Origin of the sequence: Proteiniborus sp. (assembly GCF_040308045.1) — a bacterium.
Lineage (GTDB): Bacteria > Bacillota > Clostridia > Tissierellales > Proteiniboraceae > Proteiniborus.
Genome location: NZ_JAWRHZ010000042.1, coordinates 1 through 22,563, shown reverse-complemented (window position 1 = coordinate 22,563; position 22,563 = coordinate 1). Strand labels below are relative to the sequence as shown.

Here is a 22,563-nt window from a genome sequence, read left to right as displayed (position 1 = left end):
GATAACACCTTCTTATTTTAAATTCCAATACTCCTTATTAACTGCCATCAAATCGTCTAATACAGCCTTAGCCTTTTCAGGCTTTGTCACTGCACGATTTAAAGTAAGAGCTTCTAAAGCTTTTTGATAATTAGATTCTAGACATGCTTCTACTGTTAGTTTTTCATATGCATGTTGGTTTTCCATAAGGCCTTTGTAGAATGTCTTTACTTCTCCGTATGGATATAGCTTTGCTCCATCTTTTGATAATTCTCCAGCTACTTCTACTAGGGCATCTTCTGGCATATTTGGTATTATGCTTCTGCCTTTATTTACACCCATCAAAATAAATACTTTCTTTAAATCAAAAGCAATAGACTCTGCTACTTCTACCATCATATTGCCATGAACCTCACCTATTAGTAGTGGTATATCTTCTAGTGATTGTTGTTCAGTAGCTTTTCTACATATATCTAGTACTTGTTTTTCACGGCCTTTTTTTGCTTCCTCGGATCTAGTAAAGTTAGGATTGCTAGCTTTTGCAATATCATCTGCAAAGAAATAATATTGTAAATATGTGTTTGGTAAATACTCAGGGAAGAATTTCATCATTCTATTTACATTTTTATAAGTATCTAACCATGACTGATCTCTTTGCTCTGCATTAAATGGTTTAAATTCATGGTCTAATAAATAATTCTTTAGCTTTGGTAATAAATCTTCTCCTGTTTTTGAGTTGTATAGTTTTGTAAACCATCCAAAATGATTAAGTCCAAAGTATCTAGGTTCTATGTCATACATATCTACTTCTAATATTTTTGCAAAGGACTTTATCATAGAATAAGGCTGGTCACACATATTTAGTATCTTATCATCATGTGGAAATACTTTAGATAATGCTAATCCTACTATGGCTGCTGGATTTGTATAGTTTAATATCCAAGCATCTGGAGCGTATTCTCTAATCTTATTTACCATATGAATCATAGGCTTTATAGATCTCATGCCATAGGCAAATCCTCCAGGTCCACAGGTTTCTTGTCCAATTAGGCCATATTTTAGTGGTATCTTCTCATCATGGCTTCTCATTTCAAAGCCGCCGACTCTCATTTGAACGAAAGCATAGTCTATTCCTATATATGCCTTGTCTTCATCATCTGTAAATACTAGCTCTACATCTGGACAATATTTTTCCATTGTAAATCTAATATAGTCTTCTTGTACATCTATTCTACTTTTATCTATATCAAATAAAATTAATTTCTTAAGGGGAAATCTTTCTTTATAATTAACTAAACTGCCAATCAGGGCTGGGGTTCTAGTACTACCAGCGCCTACAATAGCAACTGTTAAAGGTCTGCGTTCCACTATAATCACTCCTCGTCTGTCATATGAATGTATGATATTAATATTTGTACTAAAGTGTGTAGTCCAATTCTAGAAATTAAATCATTGTACTTTGTCTGAGTATCATCAGCAAAGCAAAAAAGGTTGTAATTTGCAATTTTCTGCAGTGAATTGTTTGTAAAAGAAGTAAGGGCTATTACATCTACACCCCTTGCTCTTGCAGTTTTTGCTATGGTTAATATCCTTTCAGTTTCACCAGATAAGGACATCACTATTACACTTTCATCTAAGGCAAGTGAATCTCCTAATACATCAATTATATTTGGATCTTCTATTAATATTGCCTTTATATTTAGTAGAGCAAGCCTAGAGCACAATAGATTTGCTATTGGCTCTGAGGCTCCTCTACCTATTACGTATACTATTCTTGAACTCAATATTTTCTTCGTTATTTTGTTAATATTGTCCTTACTTTGAAGAGATAAGGTTTTAGTTACTTCAGTATTGATACTATCTAACACATCTTCAAAGGACAAATTAGGCTTATTTTTTCCCTTATCCTTTAAATAATCTTTTACATAATACCTAAGTTCGCTGTATCCTTCAAAACCGAGCTTTTTAGACAGATTGATTATGGAAGTTTTTGACACATAGATGGCGTCTGCTATTTCACTTGCAGATGAATCTTGTATCTTTCTTGGATTATTCATTATATACTCGACTATTTTCTTTTCAAGATGAGTTAATTCATCGTATCTCTCTGTCAATTTGCTCAGTTTCAATTTTACGCCAGCTCCCCTCTTAATTCTTTATCTACAGCATTCTTAACAAATTCCACATTCGGACCAAATACTATATGAATATGATTCTTGGCTGGGAAGAATATTCCCGATGTACCAGATTCCTTAAGTCTTTCTTTATTCACAATATGCATGTCATTTAAGTCTATTCTAAGTCTAGTGACACAGTTTTCTACGTTTACTATATTTTCTCTGCCACCTATGGCCTCTATTACTATTTTGGCAACTTCATCATACTTCTTTTCCTTTAATAGAGTATTGTATTCTACTTCGTCCTCTTCACGACCAGGTGTAGGTATGTTCCATTTCTTAATTGCCCAGCTAAATGAAAAGTATGTAATTATGGCTAATGGAATACCTACTATAAATAGATTATACCATGAAGTGTTTTCATACATTAGTCCAAATATAGCAAAGTCAAATATAGTTCCTCTAATATAACCTACTCCTGTTTTTAGAGCTGCTAATGCTACTGCACCAGATGCTGCTAAGAATACATACCAAACATAAAGTAATGGAGCAATAAATAGGAATGAGAATTCCATTGGCTCAGTGATGTTACCTAAAAATGGTGTAAGTACCATAGTTAAAATAATACCTTTAACAAACTTTTTGTTTTTATAGAAAGAAGTTCTATACATTGCAAGACCTATGGCAGGTATCATAAATAGTGTAACAAGCATTTGGTTTTGAGCCATAAATCTAGTTAATTCTGGTACCATTCCCCAAGCTTCATGAGATGGTCCTAAATCAAATAATATTTTATTAAGTGCAGGTAATACTCCTACAAATTCTTCTCCTGCAATCATATATACTCCACCAGCTGGTGTAAATCTAAGCATTGCACTCCATACATGGTGAAGTCCAAAAGGTATTAAAAGTCTTACCATTACAATATTTAAGAATACTCCCACATACCCACTTAAAATAAGTGAAGACATGGAAATAAGTCCCTTAGTTACAAATTGCCAGAAGAATGGGATTATAAGCCCTACAACAATAGTAGCTCCAATAGTAACTATAGGTACAAATTTCTTTCCACTAAAGAAAGCAAATGCTATTGGCAGTTCTTTTTCATGATATCTGTCAGTTAGCCATGCTGCTATAAGACCACTTATAATACCACCTAGCACGTCAAGTCTAAGAGTTTGAATACCTAATACCATTCCTTGTCCTACTTGTGCCATTTGATCAGCAGGTGCTAAATTACCTGATGTCTTTAGCCATACATTTATAGTTGCATTTAAGATTAAATAAGAAATAATTGATGAAAATACTGAGATGCCTTTTTCTTTTTTAGATACTCCATAGGCAACACCCATGGCAAAAAGTATAGGAATATTAGCAAAGATTACGTCTGCAATGCTTCTCAATCCAACTAAAATTGCTTGAAGAGTTGGGTTTCCTAAGAAAGGAACCCTTTCAATCATGTAGCCCTGTACTAAAGCTCCTGTCAGTCCTAGTGCCATCCCCACTGGCGCCATTACAGCTATAGGCAATAGTAGTGAACGACCAAATCTTTGAATGTTTTCACTAAATCTTCCTCGTTTTGACATACTCCCACTCCTTATCAGAATATTGTGAAAGCGCTTTCATGATTAGCTTATTATATATATACACATAAAACAATATTTTACTAATATTTAAGTCTTTGACCGCGTGTTTTTACTTTGGTCAGTTTTTGTGACTTAAGTAAACTATACCCCTTTAAACTGGTTTATAAAGTTAACTAATATATCTACAGATTTTTCTAGGATTAAATCTCCTTTTTCTTTTGTAGCAAATGTAGGATTGCCGTGTATTCCGTTTTTTGTTCTCATTTTACTTCCTATTCGAACCATTCTCCTTCCATTTACTACTGTACCAGGGAAAGGAATAGAATAATCTTCTACAGCTTTGTCCATTTTCACTAGCTCTGGACATATGGATAATAGCAAGGATGTTTCTACTTCATCACCATGACCGCCTTTTTCTTGCTCACATATTTCTTCTTCCATACTTCCCCATATTTCATCGAAATCAGTTACTGCTAAATATATACCAAGCTCATTGTGTAGTTCTGATGATAATAATCTTAGTGGAGGCTGTGTACTAACTCCTATATCTAATAGCATAAATTTCTTTACTCCTCTTTTAGCAAATGGTCTAATAATATCTGCAATAATATCCATAAATAATCTAGGATTAATAGATACACTACCAGGCCAATCAATAAATGCTGGATAATAGCCTTGTTCTAGTGTAGGTAAAAGTACTATATCAGCTTTTTCAACAAGTCTTTTTGCTAATTCTTGTACAATATAATAATCACATCCACAAGGGAGATGTGGACCATGTTCTTTAAGAGCACCACCTATAGGCAATACAATTATTGAATCCTCATTAATAATTTTTTCTACTTCTTCGTAAGTTTTTTCTGCTAAAATAATTCCTTTCATTAACCTTCACCCTTTCTTTAAATATGTTCTTTATTATATAAATGACATGAAACAAAATGTCCCTTTGAATATTCTATTAACTCAGGTACTTCTTCTTCACATATGGCTAGTTTCTCATTGCAACGAGAGCAAAATCTGCAACCATTACTAGTCTTTTGTTGACTTCCTTTATTTATTTCTACCTTTTTTCTTTGAGAAGCTCTTTCAGGATCTGCTATAGGCACTGAGGATAATAATAATCTTGTATATGGATGTAAAGGATTATTATATAAACTCTCACAATCTGCTAACTCAACCATTCTGCCTAAATACATAACTCCTACTCTATCTGATACATACTGAACAACACTTAAATCATGAGAAATAAACAAATATGTTAGCTCTAATTCTTTTTGCAAATCTATAAGTAAATTTAATATTTGAGCTTGAATAGAAACATCTAATGCAGAAACAGGTTCATCTGCAACGATGAATTGTGGATTTAGAGCTAAGGATCTTGCAATTGCTATTCTCTGTAATTGTCCTCCACTAAACTCACCTGGATGTCTATCTAGATAAGAGGAACTAAAGCTAATATAACTCAGCAGCTCTTTTATTCTTTTTTCTCTACTATTTTTATTGACACCATGTATTTTTAAAGGTTCTTCTAATATTGTTTTTAAAGTCATTTTAGGATCAAGTGAGCCATAAGGATTTTGAAATATCATTTGGAGATTAGGCCTAATGGCAAGTAGCTCTTTTCCAGATTTACTAGTCAGCTCCTCTCCCTTGAAAAACACCTTTCCTGAAGTTGGCTCCAGCAAACGGAGTACCATTTTTCCAGTTGTAGATTTTCCGCAGCCAGACTCTCCAACAAGGCCAAAGGTTTCACCTTTATTTATAGAAAAGCTTATATTATCAACTGCTTTAACTATTTTTTTGTTGTTGCCTAACAGTCCACTTTTTAAAGAGAAATATTTTTTCAAGGATTCTACTTTTACTAATTCATTATTCATTGTAATTTAACACCTCGTTTTTAAAGCATCTGACAAAATGACCTGGTCTAGTCTCATATAGCTTTGGTTTTTCGCATTTGCACCTATTAAACTTTGCTGGACATCTATTATAGAAGGCACAGCCTTCATTAGCTGTATCTTCAGCTAATGACTCATTTTGTAAAGGCTTCAATCTTTCTTTGCTTCCTATGACAGGTATTGAGTTAAGTAATCCCTGAGTATAAGGATGTAGTGGAGCTTTGAAAATAGTCCTTACATCTGTTTTCTCTACTATCTTTCCATCTAGCATAACAGCTACAGATTGACAAAACTCTGAGACCACTCCTAGGTCATGTGTTACTAGCAAAATTGAAGTATTAGTATTTTCGTGAAGCTTGTTTAGTAGCTCTAATATTTGAGCTTGAATAGTAACATCAAGAGCTGTAGTTGGCTCATCAGCAATTAATAGCTCAGGGTTTGCAGATAACGCCATTGCAATCATTACTCTTTGGCACATACCACCACTAAATTGGTGTGGATACTGTTTTGCTGCTAGAGAAGGTGATTCGATACCAACTTTGGTAAGCATTTCTACTGCTTTTGACCAAGCTTCTTTTTTATTCATTTTTTCATGAATCATAAATACTTCTGCAATTTGATGACCAACAGTAAATACTGGATTTAGAGAATTTATTGGATCTTGAAATATCATAGAAATCTTGCTGCCTCTTAGCTTTTGTAATTCTCCCTTGTTTTTCAATAGCAGGTTTTCACCGTTTAAATAAATTTCACCTTCAATAGAAAGATTTTTTGAATTTTTTATTAATCCTAAAATAGATTTAGACATAACACTTTTGCCTGCTCCAGATTCACCTACAAGCCCAATTTTTTCTCCTTTTTTTACTGATAGGCTTACATCATCTACAGCTTTAACTATTTTTTCTTTATTCTTAAATGTAACTGTTAAGTTTTTAATATCAAGCAAATTCAACTTAGTATACCTCCAATTACCAATAGACTTATTTAGCCTTATATTAACTTGTCTCTACGAAGTAGTTTAAATATCCCTTAATGTATCTCCAAACAAAGTCCATCCCAAAACAAAAGTAAATATGGCTATTGAAGGATAAACATATGTATACCAATAATGAAATGGCTCACCAGGTATGCCTGAAATCCAGTTGCGTGCAAAGGAGAGCATTTGTCCCCAATCTGCAAAGCCTGGCTCTGCTCCTACTCCTACAAAGCTAAGAGAAGCTGCTACTAGTGATATCCTACCAATATTTATGGATATAAGCACAATAACAGGATAGATAGAGTTTGGAATAATGTGAGTAAAAAATATGCGTAAAGGAGTTGCACCCATGCTCTTAGCTGCAGAAACATATTCTTGTTTTTTAACTGCTAATACTTCACTACGGATTATTCGAGCGTAGTCTGGCCAGCCAAAGATAATAAGTGCAATTATAATCTTATCTAGTCCTTTACCTAATACTATTGTCATGACAATAACTGCAATTAAAAAAGGAATACTCATAAACAAGTCTACAATTCTCATAGTAATATTATCTACAACTCCACCACAGTAGGCGCTAATACCTCCGACTAGTACTCCTATTATAGAGCTGCAAATAACTGTGATAAGCCCAACTATTAATGCTGTCCTACTTCCCCAAATAATACCGTAATATATATCATAGCCTCCTTCAGTTGTTCCGAATTTAGCTACATCGTCTGAAGGCTTTGGAAGAGATGAAAATGAGTGGCGTATAATCATATATGGATTTTCTCCATCTGTTGGCGGAGCAAGTATTGGAGCAAGAATAGCTACTATTACCCATGTTAAAATAATTAGCAACCCAAAAACACCTAATGGCTGCTTAAAAAATTTTTCTAATATATTTGCCATACATATCACTCCAATCTGGTTACAGGGTTTATTACCCAATACAAAATATCAACTAGTAAATTACTAATAATAATTATTAAGCTTACAGCTAGACTTGAGCCTATTATGGCAGGAAAATCTAATCCTAAAGCAGAAGTCACTATAAAGGTTCCCATTCCAGGATAATTGAATATTGATTCAATAACTACTGAGCCTCCTAAAAGTGTAGGAATATGCATTCCCATAAATGTAATAAAAGGTATCAGTGCATTGCGACGAACATGCTTGTTAATAACCATTTTATCTGGAACACCCTTGGTTATGGCAGTATCTACATAGCTTTTATCCATGTTTTCTAATAGTGATGATCTCATTAAACGAACGGCTGCAGCCATAGGACCTGTTGAATATGCAATTGAAGGTAAAATAATATGCTTAAACGAGTCCCAAAATATATCTAATCTTCTGTTTAACAAGGAATCAATCATATACATTCCAGTATAAATTGTAAATTGATCTGAATGGACAATATCTAGTGCAAATAAGCTTAATCGCCCTGGTGAAAATATATCGAATTTTACGTAAAAAATTATTAATAAAAATAAGCCAATAACAAAATTAGGAATAGAAACACCAAATATAGTTACAATTCTAATAAAAAAATCAGCAAAACCATTGTGTTTTTTTGCTGCTATAGTACCTAAAAAAGAACCACTTAAAAAAACTATTATTTGTCCAAATAATAGTAACTCTATTGTAGCTGGTATACGTAAGGCTAAAGCTTTGGCCACAGGCATTCTAGCTGAGTTTGACCATCCTAATTCACCTTTCAAAATACCCTTTAACCATTTTAGATATTGTATATGAAACGGTTCATCTAAACCATAACGTTTTATTAATTCATCTGTTGATACATTTTGTAAATCTTCAGGATTGCTGACGAAAACTGCTATTCTTTGAGATGGGCTTAAAAAAATGACTAAGGAGAATATTACTACAGACAATACAAACAAAATAATAGGAATTGAAATTAGTCTTTTTAATATGTATATTTTCATAGTATCTTGGTATTTCACCTCACTTTGGAAGTAATAAATTTCTGACGAGGTTAATAAGCCTCGTCAGAAATCGTTTATATATTAATCTTTATAAATATCATAATAGTCAACTAAGAATGGGTAAGCAGTTGTATGATAACCTTGAACCCAGTCTCTCATTCCAACTTGTCCAATAACTTGGTAGTGGAAAATTGAAAGTGCATCTTCAGAAGAAAGTTTTTGTAATTCATGTGAAATTTCCTCTGTTCTTTCAGCATCAAATGTTTTTGCTAATTCTTTAATTAATGGGTCGTACTTTTCTTTAGCTAACTCTGTATATCCATTAACTCCAGCATAGTATCCATCAGAATACATATGATATGCTAATGAACAGTATGGATGGTCGTAGCTTGGTAGTATTCCGAATATTGACATTGGAAGTTCTTTATCATTTATAGCACCAACATAAGCAGCCCATGGCAATGAAGTTAGCTCTATTTCAAATTTAGGATTTATTTGTTTTAAATTAGCTTGTAATATTTCAAGAGCACGTTGTCTACTAGTTGAGCCTTCATTATATGGTACAGTAAGCTTAAATCCTTTTTCCCAAAGTTCTCCGCCAAAAGCATTTTTAAAATGCTCTTCTGCTTTAGCTAAGTCAAGATCATATTGAGGATTGTTTGGATTTGCAGTTGGATATCCTACAAGTACTGGACCATATGGTTTTATGCCTGTGCCAAGTAGTACATCGTCAATAAATGTTTTATAATCAAAAGCATAACAAAAAGCTTTTCTTACATCTAAATCACTAAAAATATTGCTTGGAGCACCATTAGAACCAAATTCTTTGTTTCCTATGTATTTATCTCCATTGATATCAAAGTTAAAGTTAATTTTTATTAATTGTGCTGCAGGTATATCTTTAACTACTTTTATTCCTTCGTATCCTTCTACTTGTTGTACTTCAGGCAAGCTAAGCTCAACAAAGTCAATGTCTCCTTTTTGCAATTTTTGAATTGCAATATTGCCTTCTGTAATAATTTCTCTAACAACACGACTTATTTTAGCAGGTCCTTGCCAGTAATCATCAAATCTATCAAGAGTAAGTCTTTCTCCTTGTTGCCATGAGCCTAATTTAAATGGACCTGTTCCCATCATTTTATCATGTAATGTGTTGTTTTCATCTGTAATTGCCACGTAGTCTTTTACTGTTTCTTTAGTTCCTGGCCATGCTCCTTCATCTACTGCCCATTTTTTATTAAGTATTCCATATTCTGCACCATCGTCAGATACTATCTCTATAAATGGAGCAAAGGGTTCTCCTAAATTGAAAACTACTGAATTTCCTTCAACTGTAATAGCTGCATCTAATATATCATAAGCCTTATCCATACCTTCTTTTTCTACTAAAGAATTGAAGGCACCTTCGCCAGTTAAAGCTTGACATAAATCAGATAATGCGCCTACTATGATTCCACGTGTAAAAGTATATTTTACATCTTCTGGAGTAAGAAGCTCTCCGTTATGGAATTTAACTCCTTCTCTAATTGGAAACTCTATGGACATACCTCCATTATCCTTATCCTTTATTAGTTCATTTTCATAGCTTGGTATTTCTGATGCTAAACAAGGCTCTAGTTCTCCTTGCTCATTTCTAACAAGCAATGAATCATAAACATTGTAAGCTATACAAGTAGTTGCTGAACTAGTCATGAAATGAAGGTCTAGTGTTTCAATTGTACTTGTAGTTGCTTCAATAAATGTGTCAGGATTTTTGATTTCTTTTTCTGGAGTAGCTGATTCTTCGCTTTTAGCTGTTTGTTCTTCTGGGGCTTCTGCTGGCTTTGCATTACATCCAGCCATTGTAAAAATAAGAGTAAAGATTAACACGAGAATTAATGTTTGCTTAAATGCTGTATTTTTCATCGTTAATAAAACCCTTCTTTCGTATGTTTTTTTATAAAGTCATCGAATCCGACATAATTCTACATGTTTTGTCCATCTCTGTCCAATCAAGAATACCTATAAAGATTGTTAATTTATAGATAATACCTATACTAACTTTTGTTGTATGTTTGAGGATTTTTACCTATACTTTAAGTTAGTAGTATTAAGGTTTATAGGTATCCAAAAAACCTAAATTTATTATACAAGGTGATTGCTTTGAAGCTTACAGTTTTAGTTGACAACAATACTTTAATAGGAAATAGTTTGTATGGTGAGCCTGGACTATCTTTTTTTATTGAAGATGAAGGGAAAAAGATATTATTTGATTTAGGTCTTACTGATGTTTTTTTGAATAACTCAAGAAATTTAAATATTCCTTTAGATGATATTGATTACATAGTGATTTCTCATGGACATGATGACCATATTGGTGGTCTATTTCATCTAATAAACTATTACAAAGATAATCCTCCAAAGAAAAAACCTACACTGGTAACTCATCCTTTAACATTTGAAATGAAATATTTAAATGGTAAGATTGTAGGAAATGTATTGGCTAGAGAAGTTATAAGCAACTATTTTAATGTAAAGAAGACAACTGAACCATTTTGGATAACTGAAAAGCTAGTATTCTTAGGTGAAATCAAACGTACTCATCCATTTGAAAATTTCACTCCGAGGGCAAAAGTCTTAGTAAACGGTGAATTTATGCCTGATTATTTAGTAGAAGATTCTGCGCTTGCTTATGATACAAATGATGGCTTAGTTGTGATTACAGGCTGTTCTCATTCTGGAATATGTAATATAACTAATGCTGCAATTAGCCTATTTAATAAGGAAAAAGTACTTGATATCATAGGTGGTCTTCATCTACTAAATCCATCTGATGAAAAAATCCAAGGCACTATTGATTATTTAAGTAACTTGCAGCCAACTTTAATGCATCCTTGTCACTGTACAAGGTTAGAATACAAGTTGATGATATCTAAAATATGTGAGATTAAAGAGGTTGGGAGTGGGTCTGTTATAGAGTATTAAAATCAAAAGGATTAAGATTAGTATAATATTATTGCTAATTTTAATCCTTTGTTATTTTAGTGTTGCTTACTAGGAGATTTTTCATTCAACATGTTAGATTATGATTTATTTCCTTTAGCTACTCTACTTTTTTCTTTGCTTTGATATACTCGTTTATAACCTTGTCCAATTCTCTACTAGTATTGAGTAACTTCTCTACATCACAGTTATCTATATCATAAGCAAGTCTATTTAGTTGCTCTCTTAGTTCTTCCATACGTTTCTCTATATCATTCATACAAAATCCTCCATTATTATATAACTTGCTTACAAAGCAAATTATAACATTAAACTTGCTTTATAATCAAGTTTATAAATAAATAATTTGGAGGATTTATGTATGATTAAAATGAACGATTCAAATAATAGAAACTTAATAGGTGAACGTGTTCGACAAGCTCGACATAAAGCCAAACCTAAAGTTACTCAAACAGATTTATTAGCTCGTCTAGCTGTTCGAGGAGTTGAATTAGAGAAAACTACTATCTCTAAAATAGAAGCGAAAACAAGACCTGTAACAGATATTGAACTTGTTGCCATTGCTGATGCTTTAGGAGTAAGTGTGTTATGGTTGCTAGAAATGGAGTGATAATATCTGTTCTGCTTTCGTTTTACTAGAAATGGTATACTAAGTGTCTGCACAACAAACTTATGGGTTTACGGTTGCAGTGATCCTCTGTATAGTTGTCCTTTCTCTGAATCATATCTATAACTTGTGTAACCTTACTAGTCTTAGAAACTTGTTCTATAAAATATCCTTTTTTTCTAATGGTCAAAAGTCTTGTTTCTTCCTCAACGCTCAAATGATTAGTCTCTTCTAAATTTTTAAATGTATAATAATCTCCTGCTGAGATATAAGACTTTGTATTCGTATGATCCAGCTTTGTTTTCATCTTCCTTTATGGGTTTACCATCCTTGTAAATTTTAAAACCGTTCATAAACTACCTCCATGTAAACTTCCCATAAAGACATATATGGGTCTATTTACTTAACAAAAATGACACTTTTGTATATATATTATCAATAAGTGTCATTTTATGCAATAATTAAATTAATATTTATAATTAGGTAGCAGTATCAAGTTGTATTTTGAACAATAATATATTTTCTCAACAAAAAACACCCTTTGGTTTCATTTTACCAAAAGGTGTTTTCAAATTTCTGTTTGATTAATAATTTCTCTTCATTTGGTTATAAAGCATCTGAGCTATACCTATACCATTGGTGCCTTTGCTTAGGTGATTTGCTAATTCTTGGTCGTACATGTCTTCAAAGATTTCTGTAGCTGTACCTTTTTCTATAAGCTCACTTTCTGGTATTGTTGAACGCATGGATTTTAGAAGCATGTGGGTGAATATGGCTTCAAAATCTTGGCATGCTTTCATAAGTGCTTTATCGTTTTCTTTGTTGTTAGCTTTTTCAGTAATTTGCTTTATTTTATTTTCGTCATATGTATTTGTATTTATTAGCATATTAGCGCTTGAATCTATTATGTTCATATAATCACCTTAAATATTTATTATCTTCTTAGGCTATTTGCCATTTGAAGCATTTCATCTGATACTTGAATTGCTTTTGAGTTTATTTCATAGGCTCTTTGAGCTGTTATCATCTTTACCATTTCTTCCACTACCTGAACATTCGAAGCTTCAAGGTATCCTTGTACAATTTTACTATCCATCTCATCTGCTTCTAGTAAATATTCTTCCCCCGCTGCAGCTGTTATGCTGTATAGATTTTGTCCTTCGCTTAAAAGCCCTGCAGGATTCATGAAGTTAACTATTTTTAGTCTTCCAAGCTCGATCGTTTCTTCATCTTCATCTTTTGCAGTTACATATCCCATACTATCTACATTTAAATCTGTCATTCCATTTTCTACTATGATAACATCATCATCTTCATTAAGTACAATATATCCGTCTGATGTTACTAGCATAGCTTCGTCTCCGTCTACACTTAGCTTAAAGCTACCATCTCTAGTATATCTTACATTATCGTTAGGTAATAGTACTGAAAAGAAGCCTTCTCCATCTATTGCAAAGTCAAGGTCGTTCTGTGTTTCTATTAAGCTTCCTTTTCTGAAATCTCTTGTTGTAGCACTAGGCATTACTCCATGACCTACTTCTAGGTTTACTGGAGCTCCTAAATCATCATTTAAATTTGTTTTTTTGATTGTAGCATATAAAAGGTCTTTAAATTCTGCTCTTTGTGTTTTGTAGCCATTTGTGTTTACATTTGCTAGGTTGTTTGAAATTGTGTCTATGTTTAATTGTTGGGCTTTCATGCCTGTTGCGGCTGTCCATAATGATCTAATCATATTTTCACATCCTTTCATCACTAAAGGTATGACACGTCCCTGCAATACGGTCTATCTTTCTGGGGAATGTCCCCGAACTACTACGAGATCCTTCACTTACGTTCAGGATGACAATTGTTCTACTATTGTTCTACACTCTTCCTAATTCGTTTACTACTTTATCTAGTAATTGATCCTGGGCTTGGATTACTTTTTGGTTGGATTCGTAGCTTCTTTGGGCTGTGATCATGTTTACCATTTCTTTTATTGTATTTACGTTTGAAGTCTCTAGATATCCAGCTAATACTTGTCCATCAAATCTGGCTTCTTGTGCATCTACATTGTCAACTGTAGTATATAAATTGTCTCCTTGTTTTCTTAAGTATTCTTTATTGTCAATTTTCACTATATCTAGATTGTATTCGACTTGTCCTTCTATAATTATATCACCATATTCATTGACTTCGAAACTCTCTTGGCCTAGTACTATGGGACCATTTTGCCCTAATACGGCATGTCCTTCATTAGTTACAAGCTCTCCATTGGCATCTAATGTAAATGAGCCATCTCTTGTATATGCTACTCCATTTGGTGTCTGCACTTTAAAAAATCCGTCTCCTTGCAATGCAAAATCTAGCTTGTTTCCTGTTTCTGTTATGATACCTGCTGTATAGTCTGTGGCTATCTTATCAAATCTAACTCCTCCACTAGTTGTACCTATAACATTAAATGGTGGGAATGTTATGAGATTATCCACGATTTGTCCACCTGAAATTACATTTCCTCTATTGTCAATCTCTATATTTCTGTCTTCTACTCTAATAGGTCCATTTTTGCCTAAAACATAATTCTCTCCATCTGTTTTAAGCTCATCATTTAGATTTTTATAGTATGTTTTAAGATATCCATTGTCATCTACTGTAAACCTTATACTTCTGCTATGGCTTATGCCTGCAGGTGTATTTACTTTAAAGTATCCTGCATTTATTGATAATGTATAAGAATCCTCATCCCTTTCAACATTTACTCCGCTAAAAGCCCTATGGTTGTCCATGTCTACTCTATCGTTAATTTTACTTAGGAGTACCTCTGGGAAAGATTCTGATATGGCTATATCCTTTTTAAATCCTGTAGTGTTTGCGTTTGCAAGATTATTTGATATTACATCTATATTTTTTTGATTTTGTAATAACGCAGACGCTGCTATGTACATGGAATTATTCACGAAACCAACTCCTATTCATAATTTCTTTTTCTCTGGTCGTCAGACAATACAGTATTTTCTAGAACATCAACCCATTCTAGTGCCTTGCCTGTACCTACTGCAACACAAGATACTGGATCTTCTGCTATATAAACAGGTATACCTGTACGTTTGCTAATTAGCTTGTCCATTCCCCATAGTAGTGAGCCTCCACCTGTCATTACTAAACCAATATTGCCTACGTCTGCTGCTAGCTCTGGTGGTGTCTTTTCGAGAACTGAATGGACAGTTTCTGCTATTGCTGTAACTGGTTCTTCTAATGCTTCTAACATTTCCTCTGATGTAATAGTTATATTTTTAGGAAGTCCAGTAACTAGATTTCGACCTCTAACATCCATAGATACTTCAGTTGATCTTGGGAATGCTGTTCCTACGTTAATCTTTAATCCTTCAGCACTTCTTTCTCCAATCATAACATTGTGTTTCTTTCTTATATACCTAGTTATAGCTTCGTCAAATTTGTCTCCAGCTACTTTTATTGATTTACTAACAACTATTCCACCAAGAGAAATAATAGCTACATCTGTAGTTCCTCCACCTATATCTACTATCATATGTCCTGTTGGCTCTGTTATGTCAAGTCCTGCTCCGATAGCTGCTGCTATTGGCTCTTCAATTAAGTATGTCTTTCTGGCCCCTGCTTGATTGCTTGCTTCTAATACTGCTCTTTTCTCTACTTCCGTCACTCCACTTGGAACACATACTATGATTCTTGGTTTAAATAGCATCCTTCCTGCAGCTTTTTCTATAAAATATTTAAGCATTCGCTCTGTTACCTCATAATCAGAAATGACTCCGTCTCTAAGTGGTCTTATGGCTATTATATTGCCAGGAGTTCTTCCAAGCATTCTCCTTGCTTCTTCTCCTACAGCTAATAGCTTGTTTGTGTTTTTGTCAATGGCTACTACTGATGGTTCCTGAAGCACTATTCCTTTGCCTTTTATGTATACTAGTATACTAGCAGTCCCTAGGTCTATTCCCATGTCAGATCTAAACGAAAACATAATAAAACCCCCTTATGTAATTGAAAATTGAGAATTGAGAGTTATTTTCTTTCAATACTTATCAATTCTTAATACTTTCTTTAGTAGTCTTTACTATTGAATGTAGAATCTTTAAATACTAGATCCTTCGCTTACGCTTAGGATGACAATTCTATTTAATTCTCCATTCTCAATTCTCAATTCTTCATTGTATTTATACGCATAGCTATCCCACTGTTAGATATTTCTATAAATTTTCCAAAATTCCTCTTTTTTTCTTCTAATAAAACAAAAAATATTACTTCCTTTTTGGAAATAATATTTTTTGTATACCCCTCTATATAAAATTTGTCTTAAATCCTCATTAGTTATTAATTGCTTTGTATTTCATCTTTGTTGCCTTGCCACCCCGAATGTGTCTTTCTGCCTTGTTCATATCAAGTACTTTCTTTACATCACTTGCTACAAGAGGGTTTATCTTGGGAAGACGCTCCGTCACATCCTTATGGACTGTACTTTTACTAACACCAAAAACCATTGCAGTTTGTCGTACTGTGGCATTTTCACTTATTATATATTTGGCAATCTCTAATGCTCGTTCTTCTATATAATCTTTCAAATTAGTTAACCCCCTTTGACGGTATTCTTGAAATTATGAGTCTTTTTAAGTAATACTTATGCATAATTGTTGAATATTAGAACTATTGATGCTTCTGTATGTTTTATTTTTTAAAGATTATTTAAACTTTGGCAAATAATTTTTAGGATTTACATTTTTACCATCTTTAATAACTTCAAAATGTAAATGAGGTCCTTCTAATAACTCAATTCCTGCAGATTTTCCTATTCCACTTATTGCATCACCTTTTTTTACTTCTTGACCAACTTCAACCATCTCATCTGTAGACAAGCAACCATACTTTGTCTTTAGTCCATTTCCATGATCTATGGTAATGGTTATTCCTAATTCACTTTCTTTTTCTATTTGAGTGATTGTTCCATCTAAAGCTGCTTTTACTACTGTTCCTTCAGTTGCTTTTATGTCTATTCCGTTATGTGTAGTCCACTGCTCTAAAGTTTTTGAATAAATTAGGTTATCTTCTGCATAATCCATGCTTATACTACCTAGAGTTGGCTGAGCCATTACTGTGACTGCTGGTTCTTCCCCTTTTGTAGAAGTAGCTGCAACATCCGTAGTTGATGTAACCTTTGTCTTTTGTTCTTCTGGAGTCTCTGCTCCGTTATCTTTTGTTTCTTGGGTTACTGAATCTTCATCTATTTCTATTAATGAGACATCTTTGCTTTTATCTTCTTCTAAATCTTCGATGTCTTCAAAATAGCCTTCAGCAAAATCTAGATATTCTATATTATCTGGAGTATTTGCCTTGTCATAATTTGTTTTCGACACCCAAACTGCTGTAGTTGTCACTATGCATATACAGATAAATAAGATAACATAAAAACCATCTTTATCTGTAATCACCTTCATTCCTTTTGATATTTTACTTATTATTGGATTTTTATTTTTATTATTGCCTTCATTATTATTGGGTTCTTTGTTAAACTCGTCCATATGTCCCACCTCCATTACATATTGTGACCAGTTTTAGAAAAATAATACATGTATATAAAAAATTTTTTGCAAAAAAATAAATCCTTCACTAACGCTCTGGATGACAGGTTGTCATGGAAGCCAACCACTACTTTTTTTGTCATTCTGAACGAATGTGAAGGATCTCAATTTTTAATTATATTTTCTTATCTCCACTCCTTGATAATAATGCTTTAATATCTCTTCATATGAACTGCCGTTTTTAGCCATGGAATTTGCTCCCCACTGACTCATTCCTACACCGTGGCCGTTGCCAAGGGTTTCTATTTCTATTTTGTCTCCTATAAGATTTATTTTAAAATTAGTTGAGTTGAGATTAAATAGTGTTCTAAAATCTCTTCCCTCTACTATTTTATCTCCTATCATCAATTTCATTATTCTACCTGTTTCGCTTTTATCGGCCACTTTTATAATCTGGGTAACATTTTTCTTTGTAATTTTAATGTTTGGAACTATTTCTTGGATTTTTTTTACAAAATCATTAAATGACATGCTAATACTTGAATGAAATTTTGGTGAACTCTCTTCATTTGGGCTAGATACTGACCTTAGATAAGGCTTTGCTGTTGCAAATACATTTTCTGAATCCTCTGTCATACCACCGCTTGTTGAGTGATAAATAGCATCTATCAATTCTCCATCAAATGTTACTACCATATTTTTAGTTTCATCTACAGCCTGGTTTATCTTGGGCCAGTATTCAGTAATCCATCCTTGACCATGGTCCTGTCCTAGCTCCTCTAATGTCAAATATGCCTGACAATGGACACCTGTGCAAAGTGGTGCTGTTATATGGTCAGGATTTCCATCTTTAAATCTCTCTATACGTGTCAATGCATAGGTTCTAGCGGCTATGGCTTGTGCCTTCAATGCCTCAATATGAAATGCTGCTGGCATCTCAGCAGCTACTACTCCTTTTATATATTCCTCTAGCTCCATTTCATCAGTAGTACCTGTTTTTATATTATATACTTTTACAAGTTCTTTACCTTCTATGATTTTCTGCTGTTCATCCATGGAAGGATTTTTTCCCTTATTCATCTCACAACCTTTTACAAGGAATAGTGGCAATAATATTGTTAAAAAGAGAATAAAAATTATGTACATAGCTAGGTTTTTCATGTGTGTTATCCCCCTTAAACAGTAGTTAAGCAGTAGTTAAGCAATAGTTGAACAATTGTTAAACTATTGTTACACTACCGCTACACTATTGTTAATCTATCGTTATTTTAGTCTTAATTAATTGTATGCTAGGGGGATAAGCTATATGAAAAAAATATTAGAATCCCTTATGCTCTGTTCTCGTTATGATTTCATTTTGCAGTTCTTCTGTTAAATCATTGAAATAGTCGCTATATCCTGCAACTCTGACTATTAAATCTTTGTACTGTTCTGGGGTTATCTGTGCTTTTTTTAGTGTATCAGCACTTATTACATTAAATTGTATATGGTGCCCGTCTAGCTTGAAGTATGTTCTAACTAGGTGCATAAGATTTTCTATTCCTTCTTCACTGTTTAATAATGATGGTGTGAACTTTTGGTTTAATAATGTTCCACCTGTTCTTAGATGATCCATTTTTGATGCTGACTTTATAACTGCAGTTGGTCCTAATCTATCAGTGCCTTGAACTGGTGATATACCTTCTGATTGAGGTTCATGTGCTTTCCTTCCATCTGGTGTAGCTCCTGTTACAGAACCAAAATACACATGGCAGGTAGTTGGAAGCATGTTTATTCTATAAGTGCCACCTTTTACTGATGGTCTCCCGTTTACAGCCTTATAAAAATAGTCAAAGGCTTCTCTCATTATGTTATCGGCATAGTCATTGTCACTACCATATCTTGGTGTTCTATTTAATAAAAGCTGTCTAATACGCTCTTTTCCTCTAAAATTATCTTCTAAAGCCTTTAACATTTCATCCATGGTCAAAGTCTTATTGTCAAATACATGATATTTTATTGAGCTTAAGCTGTCGGTTAATGTTCCTATACCTACGCCTTGTATATACATAGAGTTATATCTTGCTCCGCCAGCATTATAGTCTTTAGCTTTTTTTATACAATCATCAACTATAATTGATAAAAAAGGTGAAGGCATGTATTTCATATATAGTTTTTCAATAATGTTGTTTCCTTTGATTTTTATATCTATAAAATGGTTTATTTGCTTTTCAAATGCAGTCATTAGTTCTTGGAAATCCTTGAACTTTCTTGGGTTTTCTGTATCTATACCTATATTCTTGCCTGTTTGAGGGTCGATTCCATTGTTTAGGGTTATTTCTAATACTTTAACCAAATTAAAATATCCCGTTAATATAAATGCTTCTTTACCAAATGCTCCTGTCTCTACGCAACCGCTAGTGCCTCCACATCTTGCATCTTCAATAGATTTGCCTTGTCTTAGCATTTCTTCTATTACTGTATCAGCATTGAATATTGAAGGCTGACCCCAACCTTTCTTAATTATTCCGATAGCTTTTTTAAGGAACTTATCAGGACTTTTTCTGCTTAATTGGATATTGGAGCTAGGCTGTAATAATCTCATTTCATCTATTACTTCAAGCATCATGTAGCTTACATCATTTACTCCGTCAGTGCCATCTATTTTTAATCCGCCACAGTTTATATTTGCAAAGTCAGTATAAGTTCCGCTTTCTTTCAAAGTGACTCCTACTTTAGGAGGTGCTGGCTGGTTGTTAAATTTAATCCAGAAAAGCTGTAAAAGCTCCTTAGCCTTTTCTCTGGTTAAAGTTCCTTCTTCTATTCCCTTTTTGTAATATGGCTCAATATGCTGGTCTAATCTTCCTGGATTAAATGCATCCCATGTGTTTAACTCTGTTATTACAGAAAGATGCACAAACCAATAAGCTTGTAATGCTTCGTGGAAGTTTCTTGGGCTATTGGCAGGTACGTGATTGCATACTTGAAATATCTCTATTAGTTCTTTTTTTCTCTCTGGAGATTCTTCTAAGTCAGCAAGTCTTTTAGCCTCCAATGCGTGTCTTTTCCCAAAGGTGATTATGGCATCACAGCATATAGACATTGCCTTAAGCTGCTCATGTTTATCATAGGCATCTAAATCATTGATAAAGTCTAGCTTTTCTATTTCTTCATCTATTTCTTTTTTAAATTCTAAAAAGCCTTTATTGAATATTTTATTATCTCCTACTGTATGGCCTGGTGCTCTTTGCTCCATGAATTCTGTATATATTCCTGCATTGTAGCAGTCCTTCCACTCTTCTGACATCTGGTCAAATAGTAAATCCCTCATGGAGCTGCCATTCCAGAAAGGAATTATTTCTTCTTCTTGAATTTTTTTTGACTGTTCATCTACTCTAAAAAATACTTTTTCTCTTTTATTTATGGTTTCAAAGTCCTCTATGGTGTGACAGCAAAGCTCTGGATAGGTTGGTGTAGCCTTTGGTAATGGTCCCCTTTCTCCTACTATAAGCTCACCGTCGTTTATGCATATGGTCTTATTCTCCATCAGTTCCTTGAATGTCAATGCTCTTAGGACAGGAATCGAAACCTTGCCTTGGTATTTTTTATAGGCATTAGTTACTATTTGAGCTCTTTCCACAGAAATAGTAGGAATAGCGTCTAAGCTCCTTTGTCTCAAAATCTGTACTCTTTCATTCATAAAATTAACCCCCTATCTTTACGTTTACACCACAGGTTTTAATTACTTCAGAAGCAAAGTCCATCTCTTCCTGAGTTGGCTCTTCAACGTCTAAGATTTTATATGGCTTACCTAGTCTATTGTATTTTTCTTGCCCAATTTTATGATAAGGAAGCAGATTCACTATTTTCACATTAGGCAAGGTTCTAATAAAATCTCTAAAATCCCTTAAATCATCTATATTATCGTTTATTCCTGGTATGATAGGTATTCTAATAAATACTTCTTTGTTTATGTCCCTAAGAAGTTTAAGGTTCTCTAATATTTTATGATTTGGTACACCTGTGTATTTTTCATGTTTGTCAGAGTTCATATGTTTCAAATCATAGAGAAATAGGTCTGCAAATTGACTTACCTCTTCTACTGTCTTTTTTGATGCAAAGCCGCAGGTATCAATTGTAGTATGTATGCCAAGGTTTTTCATTTCTTTTAATAAGGCAATTAAAAAGCTTGGCTGCATCAAGGGTTCCCCTCCTGAAAATGTAATGCCTCCATTGGATTGCTGGAAAAAATCCTTATCTTTTAATATTTCTGCTACTACTTCGTCTACTGTCATAGTTTTGCCTGCCATTTCTCTGGCTTCTGCATAGCACTCCTTAACGCAATCACCACAATGGGTACATTCTTTTAGGTTTGTAATTATCATGCTATCAACTTCTTTTATTGCGCCATGTTTGCATACATCTATACATGTCTTGCAGCCTATGCAACGATTTGGAAACAGCATGAGCTGTTCCTTTATCTCCTGACTTTCGGGATTGTGACACCACCAACAGCTTAAAGGGCAACCTTTTAAGAAAACTGTGGTTCTAATTCCTGGTCCGTCATGTATGGAATATTTCATTATGTTGAAAACTTTACCTTCCGTAACCATCACCCCTGAACAATTGAGAAATGAAAACATAATAATAGAAATATTGCTACATATGTAACTTGTATAGTAATTTAGACTAGATTACCATAATGTTTTACATAGAATCAGAACTAAAAAAAGTTAAGAGACCCTTCGTAAGTAAAGCTTATACTGCCCTTCTCAGAGTGACAACTTATTAATTCTCGATTCTTTGTTAAAAAAAACGAGGTCGCCCTCGTTTTTTTACTAGTTTGCTGGTATTAGTATTTCTTGTCCTGGGAATATTAGATGTGGGTTCTTTAGGTTATTGAACTCAGCTAGTTTTTCCCATACTAGTCCAAATTGTTTTGCTATCTTCCATAATACGTCTCCAGGTTTTACTACATAT

At 33.6% G+C, this 22,563-nt stretch carries 22 protein-coding genes; 2 read left to right on the top strand and 20 right to left on the bottom strand.

What is annotated here, in order from left to right:
* Positions 1-12: 12 nt before the first annotated feature.
* The 9 genes from ABV008_RS08785 to ABV008_RS08745 all read right to left on the bottom strand — a co-directional run bounded on the left by ABV008_RS08785 (position 13) and on the right by ABV008_RS08745 (position 10,389).
* Positions 13-1,347, bottom strand: coding sequence for a family 4 glycosyl hydrolase (locus ABV008_RS08785; RefSeq protein WP_352419448.1), 1,335 nt, complete (start codon positions 1,345-1,347; stop codon positions 13-15).
* Positions 1,348-1,352: 5 nt separating this feature from the next.
* A complete protein-coding gene (locus ABV008_RS08780) occupies positions 1,353-2,093 on the bottom strand; it encodes a MurR/RpiR family transcriptional regulator (RefSeq protein WP_352419447.1) in 741 nt (246 codons plus the stop codon).
* A 17-nt stretch (positions 2,094-2,110) separates the two neighbouring features.
* A complete protein-coding gene (locus ABV008_RS08775) occupies positions 2,111-3,682 on the bottom strand; it encodes a PTS transporter subunit EIIC (RefSeq protein WP_352419446.1) in 1,572 nt (523 codons plus the stop codon).
* A 141-nt stretch (positions 3,683-3,823) separates the two neighbouring features.
* Positions 3,824-4,564, bottom strand: a complete 741-nt coding sequence (locus ABV008_RS08770; protein WP_352419445.1) for a creatininase family protein — start codon at positions 4,562-4,564, stop codon at positions 3,824-3,826.
* Positions 4,565-4,581: 17 nt separating this feature from the next.
* Complete coding sequence (locus tag ABV008_RS08765) at positions 4,582-5,559, bottom strand: ABC transporter ATP-binding protein (protein WP_352419444.1); 978 nt, start codon at positions 5,557-5,559, stop codon at positions 4,582-4,584.
* Positions 5,552-6,529 carry an ABC transporter ATP-binding protein gene (locus tag ABV008_RS08760; protein WP_352419443.1) on the bottom strand — a complete coding sequence of 326 codons (978 nt, stop codon included), beginning with the start codon at positions 6,527-6,529 and terminating at the stop codon, positions 5,552-5,554. The genes ABV008_RS08765 and ABV008_RS08760 overlap by 8 nt, the downstream gene beginning before the upstream one ends.
* A 66-nt stretch (positions 6,530-6,595) precedes the next feature.
* Entirely contained in the window at positions 6,596-7,447 is an 852-nt protein-coding gene (locus ABV008_RS08755; RefSeq protein ID WP_352419442.1) for an ABC transporter permease, read from the bottom strand.
* Between the two features lie 5 nt (positions 7,448-7,452).
* On the bottom strand, positions 7,453-8,484 hold the full coding sequence (locus tag ABV008_RS08750) for an ABC transporter permease (protein WP_352419441.1): 1,032 nt from the start codon (positions 8,482-8,484) through the stop codon (positions 7,453-7,455).
* A gap of 81 nt (positions 8,485-8,565) precedes the next feature.
* Positions 8,566-10,389 (bottom strand): ABC transporter substrate-binding protein, encoded by a 1,824-nt coding sequence (locus ABV008_RS08745; RefSeq protein ID WP_352419440.1) that lies wholly within the window; start codon positions 10,387-10,389, stop codon positions 8,566-8,568.
* 237 nt (positions 10,390-10,626) lie between these two features.
* Between ABV008_RS08745 and ABV008_RS08740 the strand changes: the two genes are divergently transcribed.
* On the top strand, positions 10,627-11,448 hold the full coding sequence (locus tag ABV008_RS08740; protein ID WP_352419439.1) for an MBL fold metallo-hydrolase: 822 nt from the start codon (positions 10,627-10,629) through the stop codon (positions 11,446-11,448).
* A 118-nt stretch (positions 11,449-11,566) separates the two neighbouring features.
* On the opposite strand, the gene ABV008_RS08735 is transcribed toward ABV008_RS08740, so the two are convergent.
* Positions 11,567-11,725, bottom strand: a complete 159-nt coding sequence (locus ABV008_RS08735; protein WP_352419438.1) for a Spo0E family sporulation regulatory protein-aspartic acid phosphatase — start codon at positions 11,723-11,725, stop codon at positions 11,567-11,569.
* 102 nt (positions 11,726-11,827) lie between these two features.
* Between ABV008_RS08735 and ABV008_RS08730 the strand changes: the two genes are divergently transcribed.
* Positions 11,828-12,076, top strand: coding sequence for a helix-turn-helix domain-containing protein (locus ABV008_RS08730; protein WP_352419437.1), 249 nt, complete (start codon positions 11,828-11,830; stop codon positions 12,074-12,076).
* A 25-nt stretch (positions 12,077-12,101) separates the two neighbouring features.
* On the opposite strand, the gene ABV008_RS08725 is transcribed toward ABV008_RS08730, so the two are convergent.
* The 10 genes from ABV008_RS08725 to ABV008_RS08680 all read right to left on the bottom strand — a co-directional run bounded on the left by ABV008_RS08725 (position 12,102) and on the right by ABV008_RS08680 (position 22,166).
* Positions 12,102-12,380 carry a hypothetical protein gene (locus tag ABV008_RS08725; protein ID WP_352419436.1) on the bottom strand — a complete coding sequence of 93 codons (279 nt, stop codon included), beginning with the start codon at positions 12,378-12,380 and terminating at the stop codon, positions 12,102-12,104.
* A 277-nt stretch (positions 12,381-12,657) separates the two neighbouring features.
* Positions 12,658-12,987: a rod-binding protein gene (locus tag ABV008_RS08720; protein WP_352419435.1), complete on the bottom strand. Its 330-nt coding sequence runs from the start codon at positions 12,985-12,987 to the stop codon at positions 12,658-12,660.
* Between the two features lie 20 nt (positions 12,988-13,007).
* Positions 13,008-13,805, bottom strand: a complete 798-nt coding sequence (gene flgG / locus ABV008_RS08715) for a flagellar basal-body rod protein FlgG (RefSeq protein ID WP_352419434.1) — start codon at positions 13,803-13,805, stop codon at positions 13,008-13,010.
* A gap of 130 nt (positions 13,806-13,935) precedes the next feature.
* Positions 13,936-15,009 carry a flagellar hook-basal body protein gene (locus ABV008_RS08710; RefSeq protein WP_352419433.1) on the bottom strand — a complete coding sequence of 358 codons (1,074 nt, stop codon included), beginning with the start codon at positions 15,007-15,009 and terminating at the stop codon, positions 13,936-13,938.
* Positions 15,010-15,020: 11 nt separating this feature from the next.
* On the bottom strand, positions 15,021-16,052 hold the full coding sequence (locus ABV008_RS08705; RefSeq protein WP_352419432.1) for a rod shape-determining protein: 1,032 nt from the start codon (positions 16,050-16,052) through the stop codon (positions 15,021-15,023).
* Between the two features lie 343 nt (positions 16,053-16,395).
* On the bottom strand, positions 16,396-16,650 hold the full coding sequence (gene spoIIID / locus ABV008_RS08700; protein WP_352419431.1) for a sporulation transcriptional regulator SpoIIID: 255 nt from the start codon (positions 16,648-16,650) through the stop codon (positions 16,396-16,398).
* Between the two features lie 117 nt (positions 16,651-16,767).
* A complete protein-coding gene (locus ABV008_RS08695) occupies positions 16,768-17,604 on the bottom strand; it encodes a peptidoglycan DD-metalloendopeptidase family protein (protein WP_352419430.1) in 837 nt (278 codons plus the stop codon).
* A 171-nt stretch (positions 17,605-17,775) separates the two neighbouring features.
* Positions 17,776-18,765, bottom strand: a complete 990-nt coding sequence (spoIID, locus tag ABV008_RS08690) for a stage II sporulation protein D (RefSeq protein WP_352419429.1) — start codon at positions 18,763-18,765, stop codon at positions 17,776-17,778.
* A 157-nt stretch (positions 18,766-18,922) separates the two neighbouring features.
* A complete protein-coding gene (gene hypD, locus ABV008_RS08685) occupies positions 18,923-21,283 on the bottom strand; it encodes a trans-4-hydroxy-L-proline dehydratase (RefSeq protein WP_352419428.1) in 2,361 nt (786 codons plus the stop codon).
* 4 nt (positions 21,284-21,287) lie between these two features.
* Positions 21,288-22,166 carry a glycyl-radical enzyme activating protein gene (locus tag ABV008_RS08680; RefSeq protein WP_352419427.1) on the bottom strand — a complete coding sequence of 293 codons (879 nt, stop codon included), beginning with the start codon at positions 22,164-22,166 and terminating at the stop codon, positions 21,288-21,290.
* Positions 22,167-22,563: the final 397 nt, after the last annotated feature.

Bases quoted from the DNA above. Each gene is read 5' to 3' on its own strand.
- ABV008_RS08775 (WP_352419446.1), bottom strand. From the start codon at position 3,682: ATGTCAAAACGAGGAAGATTTAGTGAAAACATTCAAAGATTTGGTCGT.
- ABV008_RS08770 (WP_352419445.1), bottom strand. From the start codon at position 4,564: ATGAAAGGAATTATTTTAGCAGAAAAAACTTACGAAGAAGTAGAAAAA.
- ABV008_RS08765 (WP_352419444.1), bottom strand. From the start codon at position 5,559: ATGAATAATGAATTAGTAAAAGTAGAATCCTTGAAAAAATATTTCTCT.
- ABV008_RS08755 (WP_352419442.1), bottom strand. From the start codon at position 7,447: ATGGCAAATATATTAGAAAAATTTTTTAAGCAGCCATTAGGTGTTTTT.
- ABV008_RS08750 (WP_352419441.1), bottom strand. From the start codon at position 8,484: ATGAAAATATACATATTAAAAAGACTAATTTCAATTCCTATTATTTTG.
- ABV008_RS08745 (WP_352419440.1), bottom strand. From the start codon at position 10,389: ATGAAAAATACAGCATTTAAGCAAACATTAATTCTCGTGTTAATCTTT.
- ABV008_RS08735 (WP_352419438.1), bottom strand. From the start codon at position 11,725: ATGAATGATATAGAGAAACGTATGGAAGAACTAAGAGAGCAACTAAAT.
- ABV008_RS08730 (WP_352419437.1), top strand. From the start codon at position 11,828: ATGATTAAAATGAACGATTCAAATAATAGAAACTTAATAGGTGAACGT.
- ABV008_RS08725 (WP_352419436.1), bottom strand. From the start codon at position 12,380: ATGAAAACAAAGCTGGATCATACGAATACAAAGTCTTATATCTCAGCA.
- ABV008_RS08720 (WP_352419435.1), bottom strand. From the start codon at position 12,987: ATGAACATAATAGATTCAAGCGCTAATATGCTAATAAATACAAATACA.
- flgG (WP_352419434.1), bottom strand. From the start codon at position 13,805: ATGATTAGATCATTATGGACAGCCGCAACAGGCATGAAAGCCCAACAA.
- ABV008_RS08705 (WP_352419432.1), bottom strand. From the start codon at position 16,052: ATGTTTTCGTTTAGATCTGACATGGGAATAGACCTAGGGACTGCTAGT.
- ABV008_RS08695 (WP_352419430.1), bottom strand. From the start codon at position 17,604: ATGGACGAGTTTAACAAAGAACCCAATAATAATGAAGGCAATAATAAA.
- spoIID (WP_352419429.1), bottom strand. From the start codon at position 18,765: ATGAAAAACCTAGCTATGTACATAATTTTTATTCTCTTTTTAACAATA.
- hypD (WP_352419428.1), bottom strand. From the start codon at position 21,283: ATGAATGAAAGAGTACAGATTTTGAGACAAAGGAGCTTAGACGCTATT.
- ABV008_RS08680 (WP_352419427.1), bottom strand. From the start codon at position 22,166: ATGAAATATTCCATACATGACGGACCAGGAATTAGAACCACAGTTTTC.